Below are 22,438 nucleotides of genomic sequence, written 5' to 3' on the forward strand. Positions count from 1 at the left end.
CTTCGAGCATGCTTCATGCACCTGTTTTTTGGATTAGACATTCTTTCAATGATAAACGAAAACGCTTTTCTGCAAGTCCCGCTTGGGGGACATGCGAAAACAATTTTCAGAGTATCATCGAGAGCTATAAAAATGATTAGAAAGCTTATGCATGTCAAGATGAGTTATATTTTATAGCTGAACGGCGCGCGATTGCGCCAACTGACGGGAGGTATTCATGTACGTATCCCATGTTGCCGAAGACGGGCGCATCGAAGAGGTGGCCGACCACCTGCGGGAGGTGGCCGAGATGGCGGCCGAGTTCGCGCGGCCGTTCGGGGCCGAATCGTGGGCCTATGCCGCAGGAATGGCGCACGACATCGGCAAGTATTCCACGGAATTCCAGAACCGCATCCTACGCGACGGGCGTAAAGTCGACCACTCCACGGCGGGGGCTGCTCTGCTTGATCAGTTGGGTTTGAAATTGCTCGCTTACTGCGTTGCCGGCCATCATGCAGGGCTTCCCGACGGGGGCACTACGGCAGATGTCGAAGACTGTCCGACTCTGCGCGGTCGACTGCTGCGGGCACAACACGGTAGCATCCCCGATTGCGCCGCCTATGCGCGCGAAGTCGAGCTTAACGTTCCGAAAGGCCCTTCCGTTCTGCCTGTTTCTCGCGATCGGGAGGACGGAGCCTATTCGCTTTCGTTTTTGACGCGCATGGTATTCTCCTGTTTGGTGGATGCGGACTTCCTTTGCACCGAGAGATTCATGCAGGGTGAAGGACGCGATCCTCTTTCGGAGCAATCCCTTGTCGATCTCCTGGGTTGCCTGAAAGAAGAGGTAGCTCGCTTCTACCCGCCGACGAGCGCGCTCAACGAAACGCGCTGCCAGGTGCTGGATGCATGCATCAGAGCTGCTTCGAACCACCCCCGGTTTCTTCTCGCTAACAGTTCCCACCGGAGGTGGAAAAACGTACGCGTCGCTGCTATTCGCGCTCGAGCATGCGGTTAAGCGCGATGCGCGTCGCGTGGTCTACGCCGTGCCCTATACGTCGATCATCGAGCAGAACGCCCGCGTCTTTCGCGATGTGCTGGGAGAGCGCAGTGTTTTGGAGCATCACGCGAACTTCGATTTCGATTTCGACGAAGAGGTGGAATCGTACAAGTCAGGCGACGCGAAGAAAGCGCTTCGCCGAGCGTCCGAGAATTGGGACGCGCCCATCGTGGTGACGACGAACGTACAGTTCTTCGAGTCGCTCTACGCTAACCGGACATCGCGCTGCCGCAAGCTGCACAATATCGCGAACAGCGTGATCGTGCTTGACGAGGCGCAGATGGTTCCCACCAAGCAGCTGCTTCCTTGTCTGCGCGCGCTTATAGAGCTCGTGGCGAACTACGGTTGTTCGGTGGTACTGTGCACGGCGACGCAGCCGGCCTTCAACGGGATGCTTGGACGAAAGGGGTTCGCCGTGCGCGAGATCGCACCTGCGCCGTCGGAATTGTTCAAAAAGCTTAAACGCGTCTCGTATCGTTTCGACGGCGTGCTCGGTGATGACGATCTTGCAGCACGTTTGGCAGATCGCGACCAGTCGCTTTGCATCGTGAACAGCCGCAAGCAGGCGAGGCGGCTGCATGAGCTGCTCGACGGGGAAGGCTCGTACCATCTGACAACCCTCATGCACCCTGTACATCGTGAGCGCGTGCTGAACGAGATCCGGCAACGTCTGCGCGAGGGCCGGACTTGCCGGGTTGTGGCGACGAGCCTGATAGAAGCGGGCGTCGACGTCGATTTCCCTGTGGTCTACCGCGCGCTCGCTGGTGTGGACAGCATGGTGCAAGCGGCTGGGCGATGCAATCGAGAAGGCCGGCAGTCAGCCGAGGAAAGCATCGTGCACGTGTTCGAGCCCGCCGACGACTACGCTCTGCCTTCCGATGTCGCGCAGAAAGTGGCGATAGCACGAAGCGTCATAAGCGAGATGGAGGGGGCGGCATGCGAGTCGTGCGATATCGGGGCTCTCGAGGCGATCGACGCATACTTTGCAAGGCTGTACGCCGTGCGCGAAGGGGCGCTCGACGCATCGGGAGTGCTGCGCGATCTCGAAGGGTTCAGCCTAAAATCCCTCAACATACCCTTCAAGCGCGCGGCCGACGATTTCCGCATGATCGAGGAAGGCTCGCGCACGGTGGTGATACCCGATCCGGAAATCGAATCCGATATCCTCGCGGTGAAAACCGGTTTCGCGAATCGCTCGACCATGCGCAGGCTCTCGCGCTACGCCGTCGGCGTTTACGATGGGGATATCAAGGCTTTACTGGGGAGCGGCAAGGTAGAGACTCTTGCCGTGGACTTGTTCGTGCTGGTCGATGGAACATGCTACTCGGATCAACGCGGATTGGATCTGAAAATCGAAGAAGGAAAGGGGATATTCCTGTAACGGCACAGGGGCGCTTGGAGCGCCCCTGTGCCGTTACCGCTTAACTGTTTATGAGAATGTTTCAACCCCCATTGCAACGCAATGACGTTGCGTCCGCGCTGACGTCCTCGGGTGTATACTGCGAGTCGCTTTGCGCGCCGTGCACCCGTACCGAAAGGACCGATCATGCTGGTTACCACCCTCGACCATGCCGCTGGCAACGATTACCTCGCCGCGCGTTTTCAGAAGGCGTATGCTTTTTTGAACAGGGATGACCTCGGGTCGCTCCCGCTCGGCCGCGTCGACATCGACGGGGACGCCGTGTTCGCCAATGTGCAGGAATACGACACGGTTCCCGCCGAGGAGAAGCAGCTGGAGGCGCACCGCCGCTACTACGACGTGCAGTTCGTTGTGTCGGGCGAGGAGGTCATGCAGTTTGCGCCGCTCGAAGGCCTCGCGAAAGTACAGCCCTTTGACGAAGACGCCGATTTCGGGCTGTACTGCACACCCGAGCGTCCCAGCTCCATCGTGCTGCGTGCGGGCGACGTGGCCGTGCTCGCACCCGAAGACGCCCACAAGCCGGGATGCGCGCTCGATGCCCCATGCTGCGTGCGCAAGATCGTCGTCAAGGTGCTCGTGTAGCGCGCATGGATTCCCGGGCAGAAAACGATCCGTCGTTCTACCTGTACGTGCTCGAATGCGCCGACGGCACATGGTACACGGGCTACACCGTGGACGTCGCCGAACGCGTGCGCGCGCATAACGCCGGCGCGGGCGCGAAGTACACGCGCAGCCGTCTTCCCGTGCGCCTGCTCGCGCAGGCGGCGTACGCGACGAAGCATGAGGCCATGAGCGCCGAGTACCGCTTCAAGCGCCTCACGCGCCGTCAGAAAGAACGGCTCGTGCGCCGTGCCGCGCGCGAGCCGTTCGAGCAGGTTCTGAGCGACCTCATGCCCGCGGCGGGTGTGCGCGAAGACACGGAAGGTGTTGATGTCGGAGGGGAGGCGCGATGAGCCTGCGAAGCGCCGGCGACGACGCCGTTTCTGGGATCGCGCGCCTGTTGGAGCTCGAAGGCGACCGGTGGCGGCCTCATCGGGCGCTCGAGCTGCTGTCGTTCGTGCTGGGCGACCGCGCCCAGGTGGGCGACGCGTCCCGCTACCTTTTCGCGTATGCGCGCCATCGGGGCTACGACCTGCCGCCGTACCCGTTGGCGGGGTGCGGGGAGATCCGCGCGTTCTTCGCCGACGAGGGCGTGCGCAACGTGCCCGACTGGTACGGGAAGAAGCTCGGGCTCGACGAGCGCGCCTACGAGGCGCTGCCGTCGCAGACCGTCGTCGTGGTGCGCGACCGTGCCGACCGGCGCAAGGCGTTCTTCCTCGACGGCATCCGCTATCGCAACGCCGCCGCCTTCGAGAACCTCGCCGATAGCGGCTTCTCCCGCACGCTTTCCGAAGACGATCTGGAAGCGCTGTTGAGCCGCGTGCTCGCGTTTTTGACCGGCGACGATGCGTCCGTCGAGGCGGAAACGACGGCCGTCGGCCCGCTTCGCGGCTCCTCTTGCGCGTTCTAGCGGACCGGCTCGGCTTCGGCCATCGCTTCCAGCAGCTGGCGCATCTCGGCGCTGTTCTTGAGCGCGAAGCGGGCGCGGGTGGGGCCGCCGCCTATCTTGACGGTCCACGCGTCGTCGGGCGCGGCTTCGAACACGTCCTCGTCGGTGCGGTCGTCGCCGGCCGCCAGCAAGAAGCCGTAGGCGGGGTCGCGGAACCAGCGGTGGGCCGCGTGCCCCTTGTCGACGCCGCGCGGCTTCACCTCGATCACCTTGTTGCCGTCCATGAGCGCGATGCCGCGGTCGGCCAGGCCGTCTCCCAGCGCGCATCTGATCTCGATGACGCGCCGTTCGGCCAGCTCCTGGCTGCACATGCGGTAATGCCACACCAGCGAGTAGTCCTTCTCTTCCAGCAGCGATCCGGGCGTGCGGTCGACGAAGTCGGCCAGCACGGGGCGGATGGCGTCCTTCCAGCTGTTGTCGAGCGGTTCCTGCAGCGTCCATGCCCGCTCGCTCGCCGTGCCTCCGTCCGCTTGCGCGGCGAACCAAACGCCGTGCTCGGCCACGAGGTCGACGGGAAGCCGGCCCAGCCATGCCTCGAGCGTGGCGTGGTCGCGCCCCGACACCACCACCACGTCGTTGTCCGCGCTGCCGCCCAGGCGCGCCAGCACGTCCAGCAGCCGTTCGTCGGGCGCGACGCGCGCGGGGTCGTCCGAGAAGGGCATGAGCGTGCCGTCGTAGTCCAGCAGCAGCGCGCGCCGATCCGCGCGGCGGTACGCCTCCAGCAGCCGGCCGGCCGACGTGGGGCCCAGCAGATGCGCGCTCATGCCCGCCTGGCGGCGCTTCACGTCGGCCACGGCATCGAGAAACTCGCGCGCCCACTTCTTCGACGTGTAGCGTGCCAGGCGCTGTTGCATGGGCGCGTTGCGCTTGCGCTGCTCGTCGGGTGGCATGGTGAGCGCCTCCTGCATGGCACGGGCGATGCCCGCGCGGTCGAACGGGTTCACGCACAGAGCCTCGTGCAGCTCGTAGGACGCGCCGGCCATCTCCGACAGCACCAGCACGCCTCCGTCGCCGTCGTGGCAGGCCAGGTACTCCTTGCATACGAGGTTCATGCCGTCGCGCAGCGGGGTGACCAGCATCACGTCGCTCGCGGCGTACAGGCTGACCAGCTGCTCGAACGGCAACGAGCGGTAGTAGTAGTCCACAGGCGTCCAGTCCATCGTTGAGTGTTTGCCGTTCACCTGGCCCACCAGCTCGTCGATGCGCTTCTTGAGCGCGCGGTACGACGCCACGTTCTCGCGCGACGGCACGGTGACCAGCATGAGCACCACGCGACCCTTCCACTCGGGGTGCTTGTCGAGGAACGCGTCGAAGGCGTCCAGCCGCTCGGGAATGCCCTTCGAGTAGTCCAGCCGTTCCACCGACAGCATCACCTTGCAACCTTCGTGTCCCTTCTCGGCCGCGAGCGTTTCCACTGCTGCTTGCACTTCCGGTGTGCGTGCGGCGTCGCGGAAGCGCGCGTAGTCGATACCGAGCGGGAAGGCGTCCACCTGCACCACGCGTCCGTCAACCGTGAGCGTGCCGCTCGTGTTCTCGATGCCCGCCACGCGCCGGCAGCTGGACAGGAAATGGCGCACGTAGTCGAAGGCATGGAAGCCGATGAGGTCGGCTCCCAGCATCCCTCGGACGATCTCGTCGCGCCACGGCAGCGTGCGGAACGTCTCGTAGTCGGGGAAGGGGATGTGCAGGAAGAACCCGATGGACGCATCCGGCAGCGCCTCGAGCAGCATCGACGGAAGCAGCATGAGGTGGTAGTCCTGGATCCACAGCGTGTCGCCGGGGCGCGCTTCGGCCAGCACTGCCTCGCAGAACCGTTCGTTCACGCGCCGGTAGGCCTCCCATTCTTCTTCGTTGAAGCGTGTGAACTGGGGGAACCCGTGGAACAGCGGCCAGATGGCCGAGTTGGAGAAGCCCTCGTAGTAGGCTTCGGCGTCGCGGTCGTCCAAGAACACCGCGCGGCAATCGCGCTCGTCGAACGCCGCGGCCAGCCGGGCGCGCTCGTCGTCGTCCATGCCCGCATCCGCGTCGGCCCAACCGATCCAGAGGTTGCCGTCCTGCTCGTGCAAGGGGCCCAGGCCCGTGGCCAGGCCGCCCACGCTGCGCTCGAGCTCGAAGCCGCCTTCGCCGTCGTCTTCGAAACGGTAGGGCAGCCGGTTCGACACGATGATCAGCCGCCCGGCCTCGGGCGCGACGACGCTGCGCGCGTCATGCTGCGCGCGCCGAGCTGCCGCGCTCTCTTCCCGGGGGCGGTCGATGCGCGCGAGGGGTAAGGGGAGCGGCGTGTCGCGCAGAAGGGTCGCCGCGGGGAAATGAGTGTTTGGCATAGAAGTCCACCTTTGCTGTCTTTTCTGCCATTGTAGGGAAGGCGCCGCCGCTTCCCCGAAGCGGTTGCGCCCTTGTTTCGCTGCCGTCAGGCGGCCGTGAACGCGCCTTTTTCTCGCGCGTTGCGCAGCGGCGGCCGTCGCCTTGGGGTATCATGCGAACAGTGCGAAAACCACGACCGTCGAAGGAAGGATATGCAGACCTACATCGCCCATTACATCTCTCCCGCGGCTGCTGACGTGCGAGGCACGGGGCTCTTCGAGTTCGAAAGCGACTCGCGCGCCAACACGAAGGGGAACCTGCGCGACGCGCGCCTCAAGATGCTGGAGCTGTACGGCAAGGACGCCGTGTCGTGGACCATCGACAGCGTGGAGCGGAAGAAAGCGTCCGTCGCCTCGCAGGACGGCCAACTGGCGCTGGACTTCCGCCCGCCGAAGCCCGAGCGCAAGCGCGCGAAGAAGAAAGAGTACTGGTAGGCCCGCAACGCCCGCCGTCGGCGCCGGACGCTTCATGGTACTCCGGTGACGGCCTCGCTTCATCACCGCGATGAGGTGGCTGCTCGGACGATGCAAGGGCTATACTGGTTCCCATACCGAACGAACGCGCCGCGCCTGCGCGCGGCCTCGCCCAGAACAGGGAGCATTTATGAAGAACAAGCAGGTGAAATTCCTCAAGCAACTGCTCGAGACCCCGTCGGCCACCGGCACCGAGATCGCCGTGGCCGAACTGGTGCGCGAGCGCCTGGCCGGCACGGCCGACGAGATCCAGACCGACGTCATGGGCTCGGTCCATGCCCGCCTGTCGGGCACGGGCGTGGCCCCGTCGCTCATGCTGTCGGCCCACATGGACGAGATCGGCCTCATGGTCACGTACATCTCCGACGAGGGCTTCCTGTCCGTGTCGTCCGTCGGCGGCGTGGACGCGGCCATCCTCCCGGGCATGCGCGTGGACGTGCACGCGTCGAACTCCTTCGAGCCGCTGCGCGGCGTGGTGGGCCGCAAGCCCATCCACCTCATCGAGCCCGACGAGCGCAAGAACGTCACGCCCATCGACAAGCTGGTCATCGACCTCGGCATGCCGGCGAAGCGTGTGAAGAAGCTCGTCATGGTGGGCGACGTCATCACCTTCGGCGTGGGCTTCGAGCGCTTCGGCAAGAACATGGCTGTCTCGCGCGCCTTCGACGACAAGGCGGGCGTGTGGGTCGCCGTGCGCGTGCTGGAGACGCTCGCTAAGGAGGGCCGCGCGCCCGGCGACTTCATCGTGGCCGCCACCGTTCAGGAGGAGATCGGCACGCGTGGCGCCATTACGTCCGCGTACGGCCTAGACCCCGATGTGGCCATCGCGTTCGACGTGACGCACGCCACCGACTATCCCGGCATCGACAAGACGAAGTACGGAAAGATCGTCTGCGGCGAGGGTCCCGTTATCGCGCGCGGCCCCAACATCAACCCGGCTGTGTTCGAGCGCCTCGTGGCGGCGGCCGAGGCCGAGGGTCTGCCGTACCAGATCGAGGCCGAGCCCGGCGTCACCGGCACCGACGCCCGTTCCATCCAGATCTCCCGCGGAGGCGTCCCCACCGGCCTCGTGTCGGTGCCCCTGCGCTACATGCATACGCCCACCGAGGTGGTCAGCCTCGACGACCTCGACGCAACGGTGAAGCTGCTCGCCCGTTTCGCGTGCGACCTGGACGAGGACGCCTGCTTCGTGCCGGGCATGGGCGACGCGGTGACCGAGGGCGACGGCGCTGGCGCCGAGTCCGCTGCGCAGATGCAGTTCGACGAGACGGGCGTGGAGTAGGTACGGCCGTGAAACGCGAAGAGAAGACCATCGCCAAGAACAAGAAGGCGTTCCACGAGTACGAGATCCTCGAGACGCTGGAGGCGGGCATCGAGCTGACGGGCACCGAGGTGCGCTCGCTGCGCGACAACCACTGCCAGCTCACCGACTGCTTCGCACTCATCCGAGACGGCGAGGTGTGGCTGCACAACGTGCACATCCCGCCGTACCTCAACGGCAACATCGCCAATCCCGATCCCGACCGCAAGCGCAAGCTGCTGCTGCACAAGAAGCAGATCCGCCAGCTGCAGGAGCAGGTCAAGGAGAAGGGCATGGCGCTCGTGCCCGTGAAGATGTACTTCAAGGACAACTCGCTCGTGAAGGTGGAGCTGGCCGTGGCGCGCGGCAAGAAGCTCTACGACAAGCGCGCTACCATGGCGGCGCGCGATTCCCGCCGCGAGGTGGAGCGCGCGCTGAAGGAACGCAGCCGCTACTAAGCTGCAACGACGAACCACGCCGCGCTTTGCGCCGACGTGCGAACCACGCGAAGGAGGCCATCATGGGCTTGGACGAGGAACTGGAAACCATCGAGGACGGCGCCGAGACGGAAGCCGAGCAGATCGACCAGGAGACCGAACTCGAGGACGTCGAAGAGTTCCAAAACGACGAGGAGTTCGATCCTTCCGACGACGAGACCGACCTCGAGGAAGCCTACGAGGGCTTCTTCGCCGAGGAAGGCCCCGACGGAGAGGGCGAGACGTCGCTCGACGGCGAGGACGGGGGCCTGGCGGCCGTCGCGTCGCAGGCGGCGGGCATCGACCTGTCCGAGGAGGGCTTCCATATCGTCGACGGCGACGAGGCCGACGAGGAGGCGCAGCTCTACGAGAACGGCTCGCTCGACAGCTACGATGCCGATGCGCTGAACGAGGACGGCGACGCGACCGCCGGCTCCGTGTCTGAGGTCGACGAGGCGAACGCCCTCGAAGAGCTGGAGGACGGCCAAGACGACGACGTGCAGGACGTGGCCATCATCGAGCCGAGCGCCGAGGACGACGGCTACGAACTGGTGGAGCTCGAGCTCGACGATGACGACATCGTGCGCTACATCGAGGACGAGGACGGCGACGTCATCGGCTTCGTGCTCATGGAGGACGGCGAAGAGGCGGAGTACTACTACGTCGAAGAGGACGAGGAAGAAGCCGAAGAGGAGGACAACCCCTACGATCTGGGCATCACGAAGGAAGGCGTGGCCGAGGCCACGAACGATATGAACGCCATCTACAAGGACGGCATCGCCGTGGCGGCCGAGCTCAAGGGCGCCTTCGACGATATCAAGAGCGCGCTCGACTTCACGTCTTTTTTGAAGAAGTAGCCTGACGCAGCCTAGGAAACGCAAAGGAGCCCCGCGGCTGCGCGCCGACGGGGCTCCTGTTGTCAGTGGTGGAGGCGCGGAGAATCGAACTCCGGTCCATACTACCTTCTCCATGAGGCTCTACAAGCTTAGTCCGTGGTCGGGATTCGGATGCGGCCGGCCCGCGGACAAGCGAGACGCACCCTAGCCGGTTCGATCTTTGCCTGAGCCATACCGGCTACGTGCTCAAGCGCATTCCCCTAGGTTGATGCCGGACCGAGGGGCGGGGAAGTCCCAAGGCCGACAGCCAGGCGCTATTAAGCAGCCATGGCGAGCGCCGGAGCGCTCTGAGTGTTGTTCTTGCCAATTAAATTGACGGTACCCCTGTTTAACGTGGCGAGGAGACCACGACCTGCTCCTCATTTCAAACGTACCATGTCGAAACCAGTCGCCCCCAGAAGAAGTGCGGGGTCGAAGGCCCACCTTGTCAATGTACCCGCGGCTTTGCCGCGAACATCCATTCTATCCGCAGGCCGGCGTTTGTCAAGGATGATCGTGAGGCCGTGAACGAAGCGATGGCTGCGGCATCGCGGTGGAGCTTGCGGACGCCTCGTGCACGCCCCATGTCGAAATTGTGACAATCGCAGCCCGGTCGGAAAGCGAACCGTTTTGTTACAGGAGAATTACCCCCGACTTGCTACAATGGACGGAAGACCGAGACGTTTGAGAGTGATTATGAGCGAAAACAAGTCTGACAAGCCGTCGCGCGGTCGTCACGCCGCCGGCGCTCATCGCAACGATGGCGCGAGCAGCGGGCCTCTTCCGCAAACGCGACCGAAACCCGTCGTCCCTCCCGTGCAGCCTACGGCCGCCATGCCGCCGACCGCTTCGCCGTCGCGACCCGCCTCGGGGCAGGAGCCTCCGATGCGCTATGCAACCGACCAGGTGTTCAAGCCGCTCGATCCCATGCGTCCGGTCGATACGGCCCAGGCGTTCGCCGTCGAGCGCAAGCACAAGCCCTTGAAGATCCTCGGCATAACGTTCGGCGCGATCATTGCACTGCTTCTGATCGCGTATGCGGGAGTAGCGTTGTACTTCACCGACCGCTTCATGCCGAATTCGAACATCGGCGACATCAACGTGTCGCTCATGAGTGCGGGAGATGCCGAGAAAGTGCTGGTCGATTCCATCAAGGACTATGCCTTGTCCATCGACGGCCAGGGATTCTCGCTCAAGCTCACGGCCAGCGATGCGGGCCTGTCCATCGACGAGGGCAAGGTAGTACGCGACATGCTTTCCGACATGAACCCGTGGGCATGGCCGTTCGAACTGCAGAAAGACCACGACGAGACGGCCAAGCTCGTGGCCACGTACAACGGCACCGGTCTGGAAGACGCAATCCGTTCTGCGGTCGCAGCGTTCAACGAAGGAGCTGCGCAGCCTGTGAACGCGACGATCGGCTTCGACGATGCGCAGGCCTCCTTCGTCATCAAGCCCGAAGCCGTGGGCACGGCGCTCGATGCCGACGCGGTGATCAAGGCCGCCGATGAAGCGGTGGCCGACCTCGACCCGCAGGTGAAGCTGACCTCCGAGCAGCTGTTGAAGCCGACGGTGCTGTCCACCGACCCGAAGCTCACCTCGGCGGCTGACTCGGCGAACACCATGATCAAAGCCGATCTTGAGCTGCTCATGGCCGGTACGGTCGCCGGAACCGTGGACGCGAGCCTGATCTCCCAATGGGTTTCGCTCGACGACGAGCTGGCGGTCACGCTCGATGAAGGCGCGCTGACGGCTTGGGTCGACGAGCTGGCGGCCGTCTGCAACACCGTCGGCACGCAGCGCACCTACACACGGTCTGACGGCAAGGTGGTCACGGTGGCCGGCGGCACGTACGGGTGGGAAGTGGACAAGGACGCCTTGCTCGCCTTGGTGAAGGACGGCGTGGCGAACGGCGCCGCGAACACGGTGGACATCCCGTGCACGCAGACGGGCGACGCGTACAACGGCGCGGGCAGCCGGGATTGGGGCGCTCGTTACATGGACGTCGACCTGTCCGAGCAGCATGCGCGCTTGTACGACGCGTCGGGTGCCGTTATCTGGGAATCCGACATCATCACCGGCAAGCCTGACGGCGAGCACGACACGCCGACGGGCGTCTACATGGTGAACGCCAAGCAGAGTCCGTCGAAGTTAATCGGCTACAACGGCAACGAGAAGATCTACGAGACCGAGGTGCAGTACTGGATGCCGTTCGTTGGTAACTACATTGGGTTCCACGACGCCGATTGGCAGCCTGCGTTTGGCGGAACGCTGTACGCCGACGGCGCAGGCAGCCATGGCTGCGTGAACCTGCCGCCGTCGAAGGCAGCCGAGCTCTACGGCATGCTGTCGTCGGGCGACACGGTTGTGTCGCACTGGTAAAGCAGCGCTCCGATCCTACGCAACGGGCTCGCATCGAGCGGGCCCGTTTTTCGTCGCGAATAGGAATGATTAGCGTTCAGGCGTTTTCACACCACGGTGAGATCGGCCACGGCGAGGGGCACCGCGCGCGCCAGGTCGTCAGGCGTCATCTCGATCTGGCATCCGATGCGGCCGCCCGAGAATGCGATGCGCTCATGCAGCTGGCATGTCTCGTCGATGGCGGTGGGGAAGGCCTTTTTCATGCCGAGAGGCGAGCAGCCCCCGTGTACGTAGCCGGTCAAGGGCAGCAGCTCGCGCGAGCGGATCATCGCCACGGCTTTTTCGCCCACGACGGCCGCCGCCTTCTTGAGATCCAGCTCGCAGGCTACGGGGATCATGAACACGTAGTGCTCGCCCGACTTGCCGCGCGTGACCAGCGTCTTGAACACGGTGTCCGGATCGAGGCCCAGTATGCGCGCCACTTCCACGCCCGAGACGGCCTCGGGGCAGTCGAAGAAGCGCGCCTCGTACGGCGTTCCCGCCGTATCGAGCACGCGCATGGCGTTCGTCTTGCGGTCGTGTTCTTTGGCCATGGCTTTCTCGCGTTCACGCTAGCGGATGAAGCTCGTCATGATCTTCTGCTCGACGTTCGGCGCAGGCGCAGCGGACGTCGCCTGCAGCATCCAAGCCATGTTCGTGCCAAGCACACGCATGATCTGCAGACCCTCGGCATCCTGCCGTACGTCTTCGACGCTTCGGCCGTGCACCATGGGCCAGTAGTTGGACGATACCACCGGCATGCAGTTGATCTGAAAATACTTGTTGATCTGGTCGATGGCGGGCGTAGTGCCGGCGCGGCGCGCGGAGGCGACGGCGGCAGCGGGCTTGAAGCGCAGCCGTGCCGAGGCGGCGTAGAACAGGCGGTCGAGCACGGCCATCAGGGCGCCGTTCGCTCCCGCGTAGAACACCGGCGTGCCGACGACGAGGCCATCGGCTTCCACCGCCTTCTCGATGAGCCCGTTCGCAACGTCGTCGTCGAAGATGCAGCGGTTGTCGCCGCGCTTGGAGCAACCGCCGCAGCCCAGGCAGCCGCGAACGGGGTCGCGCCCGATCCAGGCGATCTCGGCGTCGACGCCTTGCGCTTCCAGCGCGCCGGCTACTTCGGACAGCGCGGTGTAGGTGCAGCGCTTCTCGTTCGGACTCCCGTTGACCAGCAGAACTTTCATGGGCCTCGCCTCGTTTCTCGTCTTGCTTCTTTCGCTCGTGAACCAGGTTAGCAGAAACTATGACCGGCCGGTATCGATTGCAAACAACGAACGAACCCTGCGGTATACTGGGGCGATGGATACCAACGAGACAACGATAGAGCCGCTCGAAGGCGCGGATGCGCCGCGCTTCGACAACGCGCCCATCGGCGTGTTCGACTCGGGGTTCGGCGGCCTTACCGTGGCGCGCGAGATCGCCAAGGAGCTACCGCGCGAATCCATCGTCTACCTGGGAGATTCGGCACGCTGCCCCTACGGGCCGCGCAGCTTGGACGAGGTCGACGGCTTCGTGCAGCAGATCGGCGCGTGGCTGGTCGAGCGCGGGGTGAAGCTCGTCGTCATCGCGTGCAACACGGCCACGGCGGCCGGCCTGGCGCATGCGCAGCGGACGTTTCCTGTGCCGGTCATCGGCGTGGTGGAGCCGGGCGCCCGCGCTGCGGCCCATGCCACGAAGAACCGCCGCGTGGGCGTGATCGCCACGAAGGCCACGGTGGAGTCGGACGCCTACACCAAGGCAATCCGCCACCTCGACGCCGGCATTACCGTGTTCTCCACGGCCACGCCGCGTTTCGTGGAGATAGCCGAGCAGGGCCTGCGCATGGCCGAGGGCCCCATCGAGGATTTCACCTCCCTCGTGTCCACCGTGTACATCCGTCCGGCGTTCCAGGAGATCGCCCGCGAGTACCTCGAGCCGCTGCGCCGTTGCGACATCGACACGCTCGTGCTGGGGTGCACGCACTTTCCGCTGCTCAAGGCGCTCATCGGCGGCGTGGTGGGACGCGATGTCACGCTGATCTCGTCGGCGCAGGAGGCGGCTCACGACGTGGCGCATATCCTTTCGCGCCGCGGCGCGCTGGCCTCGGAAGATCACGAGCCGAGCTACGACTTCTACACGACGGGGGAGGACGTGGAGGAATTCCGCAGCTTCGGCGCGCGCGTGTTCCGCACCGACATCGACCGGGTCGGACGCGTCGCGTTCCCCTCGTAACGCAACCGTTCAAGGAGAAGGAGCTTCACCGTATGAAGACTATCGTCATCGCCAGCAACAACGCGCACAAGGCTGAGGAGATAGCCACGGCGCTTGCGTTTCCCGGTTGGGAGTTCCGCACGCTGCGCCAGCTGGGGCTGGACTCCGACCCGGCCGAGGACGCCGATACGTTCGAAGGCAACGCGCGCATCAAGGCGCAGGCCGCTCGTGCGGCCAGCGGCGGCTTGGCCGTGCTCGCGGACGATTCGGGGCTCGCCGTGGACGCGCTCGACAGCGAGCCCGGCGTGCACTCGGCGCGCTACGCGGGCGAGCCGTGCGACGACGCGGCGAACAACGCCAAGCTGCTTGCTGAATTGGCCGACGTACCCGACGAGAAGCGCACGGGTCGCTTCGTGTGCACGCTCGTGTTCATCGACGAGGACGGAACCGAAACGGTCGCGCGCGGCACGATAGAGGGACGCATCGGCCGCGAGGAGCGAGGGCGTCACGGCTTCGGATACGACCCGCTGTTCCTTCCTGACATGTTCGAAGACGGCCGCACCCTGGCCGAGGCCTTGCCCGAAGAGAAGAACGCCGTGTCCCATCGCGGCAACGCCCTCCGTCAGCTGCGCGCGAAGCTCGCGCAGGGCGAGCGGTGAGGCTGCGTCGGCAATGTTACGTTGATGCACGCTTTTGACAAGCGAAACCGCCTGAAAAGCGCGTGATTGCTTGTCAAAAGCGTGCATCAGCTGCATGATCAGCTTTCGCCACTACGAGAAGAGGCAACGTGCCCGGTATCATCACGCATTCGAATTCGAGTATGAGCAGGCAAGCTCTTCGACAGCAGGCGGAAAAGCATCGTCTCGTGCGCCTGTTCCGCGGCGCGTACATGGACGCGCAGGAGTACGCGGCGCTCGATATCTCTGGAAGATACCGGGCTCGTGCCCAGGCGTTTCTTGCGACGCATGCGAAGCTTCGAGCGTGGGGGATCACCGCAGCCGCTCTTGAGGGCGCGCCGGTCCTCGGCGGAGCGCCTTTGCATTTCGGCGGCGCGCGAAGCCACGCCAAGAGCAAGCAGGACGGCTGCGCTTTTCACGAGGCTTCGCTTGAGACGCCATCGAACCCGGTAGCGCAAACGCTTTTCGAGTGCGCCTCGACCTCTCCTTTGCCGGATGCGCTTTTGGCTGCGAATTATCTGTTGCGTCGTTCTTCCGCGAAAGCGCAGGGCGGTCTTGTGGCATGCAGGGATATTGACGAGAGTACGACCGAAGCGCTCGTATGGGAGCCTGCAACCTCCGGGAGCGGGGAAGCGAGCAGCCGCTCTGCGTTCGATATCCGCATGCTCGACATGGAAGAACCTGAATTCCTTGCTAACTACAGCGCTGCGCGCGTGACCGGATTCGTTTCGCCGGAAGCCGAGCTTCTGTGGCTCGCCTTCGCGCAGCTCTGCTTCGCCAATGGAAGAAAACGCGGAGTGCGCAGCGCGTTGCAGGCAGGGCTGTACTTTACCGACCAGGTCGAATCGCCGGCTGAGTCGTTGCTGATCGCCCGTTGCGCCGAACTTGGCTTCGAAATTCCTTATCTGCAGGTCAACATTCTCGACCCTTCGAATGGGAGGCATCTTGGTCGCGTCGACGGGCTTTGGCCCTCTGAAGCCGTACAGAAGAGCCTCTATCGAAGCGATAGCAGGTTCGGGCGCTTTCTCCAATGTAGGCGGCTTGGAGACAACGGCTCCATCGTCATCGAATTCGACGGCAAGCTGAAGTACCGGCAGGATTATGCCGAAGTTTTGGAAAGAGAGCGACAGCGGCAAAATGCCATAGGGAATCTCGGGTTTCGGTTCGTGCGCATCGGCTGGGACGATCTCATGCGGCCCGAGCGCTTGCGTTCGATCCTCGAAGCGGCTCGCGTCCCGCGTTGCAGGTGAAAGCGGGGCGAACGTTTGAAGAAGTTGCGTGAATTGCTGCTTGATGCACGCTTTTGTCAACCATCTGCACCCAATAGAAGCGATTTCGCTTGTCAAAAGCGTGCATGAGGGAAAATGGTCGGGATGACAGGATTCGAACCTGCGACATCCTGCTCCCAAAGCAGGCGCGCTACCAAACTGCGCCACATCCCGACGCGAAAACGGCAGGAGTTAGTATAGCAGAACTCAGCCGAAGAACATCTCCGAATCATGCGCGGGCAACCTGATCTCCGCCGTACTTCGGTGCCAAGAGGGATGCCGGCCGCGCCAGCTGCCTCGCATGGATACTCGACCGCCTTGAGGGACCTCAAGCCCATGCAGGCGGGATGGCCGTCCGGTAACGGCTTGCTGCGCATTGCACACGCTGTGCTTCCGGAAGTGGGCTGTCGCTCTACTATTGGCGGAAACACTCGCCCGCGATCGAAGGATCTGCCATGGAAACCGCGAACACTCTCACCGTCCAGCAACGCACCGCGTTGTTGGACACACTGCAAGCGCGCTTCGAACGCAACGAACGCCTTCATCCGGGTATCGCCTGGGAGAACGTGCGGGCGAAGCTGGAAGCGGACGACGGCAAGCTGCGCTCGCTCTTCGCGATGGAGAAGACGGGAGGACAGCCCGATGTGGTCGCCTACGATCACGCGGCAGACGCCTACGTGTTCTACGATTGCGCTCCCGAAAGCCCGGCAGGCCGCAGGAACCTGTGCTACGACCGCGCGGCGTGGGAGGCGCGCAAGCGCAACAAGCCCGAGGGCAACGTCGTCGACGCGGCCGCCGCGATGGGCATCGCGCTTTTGACCGAGGCGCAGTATCGCGCGCTGCAGGAGCTGGGGGAGTTCGACGTCAAGACGTCGAGCTGGATCGAAACGCCCGCCGAGGTGCGCGCGCTGGGCGGCGCGCTGTTCTGCGACCGCCGCTTCAACCGCGTGTTCACCTTCCACAACGGCGCCGAGTCCTACTACGCCTCGGGCGGCTTCCGCCGCTCGCTGCGCGTGTAGCCCCTCGCTACTCGAGCGCCTGGTCGACGTCGAAGTAGCCGTCCCACGGGTCGTCGCCCTCGATGCGCGCGAGCGCGTCGTCCATCGTGAAGGCGTCGGGCGCCGCCTCGTCCAGCTCTTCCCAGCTGAGCGGCATCGACACGCGCGCTCCGCTGCGGGCGCGCAGGGAGTACGGGGCGATGCTCGTGGCGCCGCGCCCGTTGCGCATCCAGTCGATGAACACCTTGCCGGTGCGCTTCGCCAGGCGCACGTTGCTCGTGTAGCGGTCGGGCCACTTCTCGGCCATCACCTGGGCGATGCGCCGCGCGAAGTCGTGGAACGCGTCCCAGGACGCCGCCGGCTGAAACGGCAGCACCACATGGTAGCCCTTGCCGCCGCTCGTCTTGAGAAACGATGCCAGCCCCAAGGCGTCGAGAATGCCCTTCAGGTCGCGCACCCCGCGCCGCACCTGCTCGAGGTCGAGGCCTTTGTCGGGGTCGAGGTCGAACACCATCATGTCGGGCTGTTCGAGCGTGTCCACCCGGCTGCCCCAGAGATGGAACTCCAGTGTGTCCATCTGCGCCTCGGACACGAGCCCGACGGCATCCTCCACGTAGAAGTACGGCTCCTCGTCGCCGCTGCTCGTGGGGATGTCCACGGTGCGCACGCCCGGGGTGGAAGGTCCGGGATGCTTCTTGAAGAAGCAGGCCGAGTCCGCGCCGCGCGGGCATCGCACGATGCTGAGGATGCGACCGGACGCGTAGGGCAGCATGCGGTCGGCCATGCGGGCGTAGTAGCGCACCACGTCCTCCTTCGTGATGGGCGGGTCTTCGAACAGCAGCTTGCCGGGGTTCGTGATGCGAACGCCGTCGATGCGCAGCTCGCCGTTCTTCTCGTTGTCGGAATTCATGGGGTGCTCCAATCGGTCGGGGGTTTGCTCGTCAGGTTCCGATGCGGGTTCCCGCTGCACGTCGCGCGGGTCTTTGTCGGTGCGGATGCCCTGGTAGCTGGGATGTCGCAGCAAGCCGTCCTCGGTCCACTCGGCGAACTTCACCTGCACGATCACCTGAGGATCCAGCCATACGACGCGCTCGCCCGAGCGCGGCTTCGGCGCGTCGGCGAAAGGCGCGTCCGGTCGCTTGAGGCCTTCGAACGCGGCCAGCAGCTCGCGCGAGGCCGCTTCGCTCAACCCCGAGCCCACGCGTCCGACGTACGCGAGCCGGCCGCCCTCGTACTGTCCCAGCAAGAGCGAGCTGATCCCGCGCACGCGCTTGGCGGACTGCGTGTATCCGCCGACGACGAACTCCCGCTCGTTTCCGCATTTCAGCTTGATCCAGTCGCCATTGCGAACGCCGCGGTACGGCGAATCGGCCCGCTTGCCCACCACGCCTTCGAGCTGCTGCTCGCAGGCGGCGCGGAAGCTGTCCGCACCGTTGCCGTGCACGTGCACGCTGTAGCGCAGGTCGTCGGGCGCGTCGCTCATCAGCGACTCCAGCAGCTCCTTGCGCTCGGCGAGCGGCCGGTCGCGCAGATCGTCTCCCTCGAACGCCAGCAGGTCGAACGCCACGTAGGCGGGGTGCTTGCCCGAAGGGTCGCGCAGGAAGTTCTGCAGCGCCTGGAAATCGGTCTTTCCGGCCTCGTCGGTTACCACGAGCTCGCCGTCGAGCACCATCGCTCGTCCCGCCGCCCAGTCTTCCAGGGAGCGCGCGATGGCGGGAAAGTGGCGGGTGTAGTCGTTGCCGTTGCGCGTGACGAGGCGCGCCCGGCCGCCTTCGACGTATGCGACGATGCGGTAGCCGTCGTACTTCACCTCGAACAGCCAGTCGTCGCCGGGCGGCGCCGTGCTCACCAGCTTGGCCAGCTCGACGTCCACGTGGTCGAAGGGGTTCGCGGCGAACGCCTCGTCTTCCCCGCGCGCGATCTCGTCCATGGTGCGCCCGGTTCGCACGGACGTGTCGAACCCGTCGATGCCGGCATCCGCGCGCACGTAGTCGTCCTTCTCCTTGATGAGCAGCCAGTTCACGTCGCGCTCGCCCTTCTTCGGCTTCATATGCACGAGCACCCAGGCCCCTTTCAGGCGATGCCCGTGCAGCACGAATTTCAGGTCGCCCTCGCGCAACCCCCGCTCCACGTCCAAAAGCGGCTCCCACCAGCCTTCGTCCCACAGCATGACGGTGCCGCCGCCGTATTCTCCCTGCGGGATGGTGCCCTCGAAGGTGCGGTAGTCCAGCGGATGGTCCTCCACGCGCACGGCCAGCCTCTTATCGCGGGGGTTGTACGAAGGACCTTTGGGAACGGCCCAGCTCAGCAGCGTCCCGTTCCATTCGAGGCGCAGGTCGTAGTGGTCGCGCGAGGCCAGGTGGTGCTGCACCGCGAAGCGCAGGCGCCCGTTGCGCCCGCCGGCGGCGCCGTCGTCGCGCGGCGCTGCGGTGCCGGGCGGCTCGGCCGTCCGGTCGAAGTTGCGCTTGCGGTTGTAGTCGTCCAAAGGGGAGGTCATGGGCACCTCGTGGTTCTTCTCGGATAATTTCGCTCGCATCGGGCGAACTTGCGGTACAATAGTCGCCGCGCAAAACGCGGGTGTGGTTCAATGGTAGAACCTGAGCCTTCCAAGCTCATGACGCGGGTTCGATTCCCGTCACCCGCTCCACGAATTCGCAGGCCGTGCATCCAGTGTGCACGGCCTTTTCTTTGCCGGCCGGTGCCGCGCCCGACTTGATTGCGCATCGTTACCGCCTGTTCGGCGTCTCGTCGACGCGTGTGCTCCCGGTGGATCGGGGGAGGGACGAGCTGCAAAAGGCCTCGGCATGAAAAAACCGCCCGCAGCGAGTGCGGACGGTCGATGGCGCAGGTGCTATGAAAGCGGCGCTAAGCGTTCGTCGAGCGCAGGTAGGCGATGATGTCGTCTGATTCGTAGAGGGGCTTGCCGTTGATGACGAGGCAGGGGACCTGCTTCTTTCCCCCGATGCGAACGAGGTCGTTCTGGTTGCCGGGTTGCAAGGTGTCTCGCGTGTCCATCGTGATCTTGTTGTCGTCCATGAAGCGTAGAACCTTTTGACAGAACGGGCACTGCTTCTTGTAGTACAACGTATGGTTCTCCATGTACGGCATGCGCAGCTCCTCTCGATGTGCGATCTAAGAATAGTCATGAGCTAGGAGGTTATAGAGCTTTCAATAGTACGCCATCGAATAAGAAGATCGAGTTAGCTTGCGAAGGATGTTGCCAATCGGTTGACAACGCCGCATCCTGCGTCCGAAAACAGAGCTGTCCATCATCGCCTTGTGACTAACTTAGAACTTTCTATTGTATTTTAGGAAAAAGTTTGAGATAATAATTATTTTTTATTCAAATTGCCAAAAAAGGCAGGTACGAACGAAGCGCCGACGCAAGCAGAAGATGGCGCGCCCGGCAGGACTCGAACCTGCAACCGACGGATTAGAAGTCCGTTGCTCTATCCATTGAGCCACGGGCGCGTTTCAGCGAGCACCGGTATTATACCGTAAAACTCCCTCCTGCAACCGATGGATGCGTAGAGCGCACCGGCGGGGGAGCGATGACTGAAAATTAGCCATATATCTGGCGTTTTGCGCTCGAAAGCTGCAAGAGTATCGGCTCGGGGCGCCTCGTGCTCTCAGCATCCGATCGGCATGTGGCGAAGCGATTGCATCCTAAATGCATCTTTTTGAATGTTTATGCATTCGAGTTAATCAAATATGCACTCCCAACGTCAGTCGATGGGACGTTCCAGCCCTGAAAACCGGCTTCAGCGACCACTTCAACACTTTATCGCAATAAAGCAAATATGAAGAAACTGTGAATAGTACTCGGCTAGGTGATGACCATTCGCCGAAAAACCACGAGGTATGACGAGGGGTACCGTTTTGTTTCGTTTTTGTGGTTGCAATTTGATCCGAACCATGAGATTTTGGCGAGGTGAACGGACGCCCGGTGCGCAACGGGCGCTTCCGCAAGCCTAAAATCTGGAAAATGCATAAAGGAAAAGGAGGGTTGCTATGGCTGGTTTGAACGTCAAGAGCGAGATCAAGCCCTTGAAAAAAGTTCTTCTCCACCGCCCTGGTCGAGAGCTTCTGAACCTGACGCCGAACACGCTCGAAGAGCTGCTGTTCGACGACATCCCGTTTCTGAAGGTCGCTCAGGAGGAGCACGACGCTTTCGCGCAGATTCTGCGCGACAACGGCGTGGAGGTCGTGTACCTCGAGAAGCTCATGGCCGAGGTCCTCGATCAGAAACCCGAACTGCGCGAGAAGTTCCTCAAGCAGTGGATCGAAGAGGCCGGTATCCGCACCGACCGCTACCAGAAGATCATCTTCGACTATATGCAGGAGAACTACCCCGATAACCTCGACCTGGTCATGAAGACGATGGAGGGCATCAACCTCACCGAGCTTCACACCGACAAGTCGAACTCCCTGGTCGATCTCGTCAGCGAGTCCTCCAAGATGGTCATCGCCCCCATGCCGAACCTGTACTTCACCCGCGATCCGTTCGCGTCCATCGGCAACGGCGTGTCCATCAACCGCATGTACTCCGTCACGCGCAACCGCGAGACGATCTACGCCGAGTACATCTTCGGAAACCATCCGGACTTCGCGGATGTTCCCGAGTACTACAGCCGCTACAACACGTTCCACATCGAGGGCGGCGACATCCTCAACATCAACGACAAGGTGCTGGCCATCGGCATTTCCCAGCGCACCGAGCCCGACGCCATCGACGCCATCGCGAAGAACATCTTCGAGGACGAGACCAGCCCGGTCGAGACCATCCTGGCGTTCAACATCCCGAACAACCGCGCGATGATGCACCTTGACACGGTGTTCACCCAGATCGACGTCGACAAGTTCACCATCCATCCCGGCATCATGGGCCCGCTGACCGTCTTCGAGATCACCGCCGAGGGCGACGGTATCAAGGTCAAGGAGATGAGCGGCAAGCTCGAGGACATCCTCGAGAAGTACGTCGGCAACCCCGTGGAGCTCATTCCCTGCGGCGGCGGCGACCGCATCGCGGCCGAGCGCGAGCAGTGGAACGACGGCTCGAACACGCTGTGCATCGCGCCGGGCACCATCGTGGTGTACGAGCGCAACGACGTGACGAACGCGCTGCTCAAGGAGAAGGGCCTCAAGGTTCTCGAGATGCCCTCCGCCGAGCTGTCTCGCGGCCGTGGCGGCCCGCGCTGCATGAGCATGCCGCTTGTGCGCGAGGACTAAGGTACCAAGCTCGTGCGCAGCTGCATGCGCACGAGTGCTATGAGAGCTACCCTTGCCTTTTCCGGATTGCCGGGGCCGTGCAACGCGGCCCTGGCGTTCGAAAAGGGGCGGACGGAAACTTGGCTCTATCCGCCGGTGCGTATTTTGTTTTGTTCTGTAAGCAACGTTGAAAGGAATGAT

The 22,438-nt window shown here is 63.6% G+C and carries 20 protein-coding genes, 3 tRNA genes and 1 other RNA gene; 16 read left to right on the top strand and 8 right to left on the bottom strand.

Going from position 1 to position 22,438, the window contains the following annotated elements; translation table 11 throughout:
* Positions 1–217: 217 nt before the first annotated feature.
* The 5 genes from GT590_RS14525 to GT590_RS08180 all read left to right on the top strand — a co-directional run bounded on the left by GT590_RS14525 (position 218) and on the right by GT590_RS08180 (position 3,966).
* Positions 218–994: a CRISPR-associated endonuclease Cas3'' gene (locus GT590_RS14525; RefSeq protein WP_227110515.1), complete on the top strand. Its 777-nt coding sequence runs from the start codon at positions 218–220 to the stop codon at positions 992–994.
* Positions 882–2,417 carry a CRISPR-associated helicase Cas3' gene (cas3, locus tag GT590_RS08165; protein WP_021409372.1) on the top strand — a complete coding sequence of 512 codons (1,536 nt, stop codon included), beginning with the start codon at positions 882–884 and terminating at the stop codon, positions 2,415–2,417. The genes GT590_RS14525 and cas3 overlap by 113 nt, the downstream gene beginning before the upstream one ends.
* A 165-nt stretch (positions 2,418–2,582) precedes the next feature.
* Complete coding sequence (locus tag GT590_RS08170) at positions 2,583–3,038, top strand: YhcH/YjgK/YiaL family protein (protein WP_035585114.1); 456 nt, start codon at positions 2,583–2,585, stop codon at positions 3,036–3,038.
* 5 nt (positions 3,039–3,043) lie between these two features.
* A complete protein-coding gene (locus GT590_RS08175; RefSeq protein ID WP_035585116.1) occupies positions 3,044–3,409 on the top strand; it encodes a GIY-YIG nuclease family protein in 366 nt (121 codons plus the stop codon).
* Complete coding sequence (locus GT590_RS08180) at positions 3,406–3,966, top strand: hypothetical protein (protein WP_035585119.1); 561 nt, start codon at positions 3,406–3,408, stop codon at positions 3,964–3,966. Before GT590_RS08175 ends, GT590_RS08180 begins: the two co-directional genes overlap by 4 nt.
* On the opposite strand, the gene GT590_RS08185 is transcribed toward GT590_RS08180, so the two are convergent.
* Entirely contained in the window at positions 3,963–6,329 is a 2,367-nt protein-coding gene (locus GT590_RS08185) for a bifunctional alpha,alpha-trehalose-phosphate synthase (UDP-forming)/trehalose-phosphatase (protein WP_161170998.1), read from the bottom strand. The two genes, GT590_RS08180 and GT590_RS08185, sit on opposite strands and share 4 nt — an antisense overlap.
* A gap of 192 nt (positions 6,330–6,521) precedes the next feature.
* On the opposite strand from GT590_RS08185, the gene GT590_RS08190 reads away from it, so the two are divergent.
* The 4 genes from GT590_RS08190 (at position 6,522) to GT590_RS08205 (ending at position 9,475) form a co-directional block, all read left to right on the top strand.
* Positions 6,522–6,803 (top strand): hypothetical protein, encoded by a 282-nt coding sequence (locus GT590_RS08190; protein WP_009304169.1) that lies wholly within the window; start codon positions 6,522–6,524, stop codon positions 6,801–6,803.
* 169 nt (positions 6,804–6,972) lie between these two features.
* Positions 6,973–8,124, top strand: coding sequence for a M42 family metallopeptidase (locus GT590_RS08195; protein ID WP_021409960.1), 1,152 nt, complete (start codon positions 6,973–6,975; stop codon positions 8,122–8,124).
* An 8-nt stretch (positions 8,125–8,132) separates the two neighbouring features.
* Positions 8,133–8,600, top strand: coding sequence for an SsrA-binding protein SmpB (gene smpB, locus GT590_RS08200; protein ID WP_009304171.1), 468 nt, complete (start codon positions 8,133–8,135; stop codon positions 8,598–8,600).
* A gap of 62 nt (positions 8,601–8,662) precedes the next feature.
* On the top strand, positions 8,663–9,475 hold the full coding sequence (locus GT590_RS08205) for a hypothetical protein (protein WP_021409963.1): 813 nt from the start codon (positions 8,663–8,665) through the stop codon (positions 9,473–9,475).
* A gap of 66 nt (positions 9,476–9,541) precedes the next feature.
* Here GT590_RS08205 and ssrA read toward each other — a convergent pair.
* Positions 9,542–9,910: a transfer-messenger RNA gene (ssrA, locus tag GT590_RS08210) on the bottom strand.
* A gap of 468 nt (positions 9,911–10,378) precedes the next feature.
* On the opposite strand from ssrA, the gene GT590_RS08215 reads away from it, so the two are divergent.
* On the top strand, positions 10,379–11,875 hold the full coding sequence (locus tag GT590_RS08215; protein ID WP_114550790.1) for a L,D-transpeptidase family protein: 1,497 nt from the start codon (positions 10,379–10,381) through the stop codon (positions 11,873–11,875).
* 86 nt (positions 11,876–11,961) lie between these two features.
* On the opposite strand, the gene ybaK is transcribed toward GT590_RS08215, so the two are convergent.
* Positions 11,962–12,447, bottom strand: coding sequence for a Cys-tRNA(Pro) deacylase (ybaK, locus tag GT590_RS08220; RefSeq protein ID WP_161170999.1), 486 nt, complete (start codon positions 12,445–12,447; stop codon positions 11,962–11,964).
* 18 nt (positions 12,448–12,465) lie between these two features.
* The gene (locus tag GT590_RS08225) at positions 12,466–13,080 is read right to left on the bottom strand and encodes a flavodoxin family protein (RefSeq protein WP_086414494.1); all 615 of its coding nucleotides are present in this window, start codon (positions 13,078–13,080) and stop codon (positions 12,466–12,468) included.
* A 115-nt stretch (positions 13,081–13,195) separates the two neighbouring features.
* Between GT590_RS08225 and murI the strand changes: the two genes are divergently transcribed.
* The 3 genes from murI (at position 13,196) to GT590_RS08240 (ending at position 16,013) form a co-directional block, all read left to right on the top strand.
* A complete protein-coding gene (murI, locus tag GT590_RS08230; RefSeq protein WP_114513130.1) occupies positions 13,196–14,107 on the top strand; it encodes a glutamate racemase in 912 nt (303 codons plus the stop codon).
* A gap of 32 nt (positions 14,108–14,139) precedes the next feature.
* Positions 14,140–14,745: an RdgB/HAM1 family non-canonical purine NTP pyrophosphatase gene (rdgB, locus tag GT590_RS08235; RefSeq protein ID WP_114513129.1), complete on the top strand. Its 606-nt coding sequence runs from the start codon at positions 14,140–14,142 to the stop codon at positions 14,743–14,745.
* 128 nt (positions 14,746–14,873) lie between these two features.
* On the top strand, positions 14,874–16,013 hold the full coding sequence (locus tag GT590_RS08240; RefSeq protein ID WP_086414495.1) for a hypothetical protein: 1,140 nt from the start codon (positions 14,874–14,876) through the stop codon (positions 16,011–16,013).
* A 115-nt stretch (positions 16,014–16,128) separates the two neighbouring features.
* Here the strand turns inward: GT590_RS08240 and GT590_RS08245 are convergent.
* Positions 16,129–16,205, bottom strand: a tRNA-Pro gene (locus tag GT590_RS08245).
* A gap of 281 nt (positions 16,206–16,486) precedes the next feature.
* Between GT590_RS08245 and GT590_RS08250 the strand changes: the two genes are divergently transcribed.
* Positions 16,487–17,050: a DUF4256 domain-containing protein gene (locus tag GT590_RS08250; protein WP_114538371.1), complete on the top strand. Its 564-nt coding sequence runs from the start codon at positions 16,487–16,489 to the stop codon at positions 17,048–17,050.
* A 7-nt stretch (positions 17,051–17,057) separates the two neighbouring features.
* Here the strand turns inward: GT590_RS08250 and ligD are convergent, their stop codons facing one another.
* The gene (gene ligD / locus GT590_RS08255) at positions 17,058–19,526 is read right to left on the bottom strand and encodes a DNA ligase D (protein ID WP_114538370.1); all 2,469 of its coding nucleotides are present in this window, start codon (positions 19,524–19,526) and stop codon (positions 17,058–17,060) included.
* A 76-nt stretch (positions 19,527–19,602) separates the two neighbouring features.
* Between ligD and GT590_RS08260 the strand changes: the two genes are divergently transcribed.
* Positions 19,603–19,676 (top strand) — tRNA-Gly (locus tag GT590_RS08260).
* 218 nt (positions 19,677–19,894) lie between these two features.
* Here GT590_RS08260 and GT590_RS08265 read toward each other — a convergent pair.
* Complete coding sequence (locus GT590_RS08265; protein WP_009304186.1) at positions 19,895–20,137, bottom strand: glutathione S-transferase N-terminal domain-containing protein; 243 nt, start codon at positions 20,135–20,137, stop codon at positions 19,895–19,897.
* Between the two features lie 287 nt (positions 20,138–20,424).
* Positions 20,425–20,500 (bottom strand) — tRNA-Arg (locus tag GT590_RS08270).
* A gap of 540 nt (positions 20,501–21,040) precedes the next feature.
* Here GT590_RS08270 and arcA point away from each other — a divergent pair.
* Positions 21,041–22,258: an arginine deiminase gene (gene arcA, locus GT590_RS08275; protein ID WP_009304187.1), complete on the top strand. Its 1,218-nt coding sequence runs from the start codon at positions 21,041–21,043 to the stop codon at positions 22,256–22,258.
* The last annotated feature ends 180 nt before the right edge of the window (positions 22,259–22,438 follow it).

The organism is Eggerthella sp. BIOML-A1 (genome assembly GCF_009875595.1).
Taxonomy (GTDB): Bacteria; Actinomycetota; Coriobacteriia; order Coriobacteriales; family Eggerthellaceae; genus Eggerthella; species Eggerthella lenta.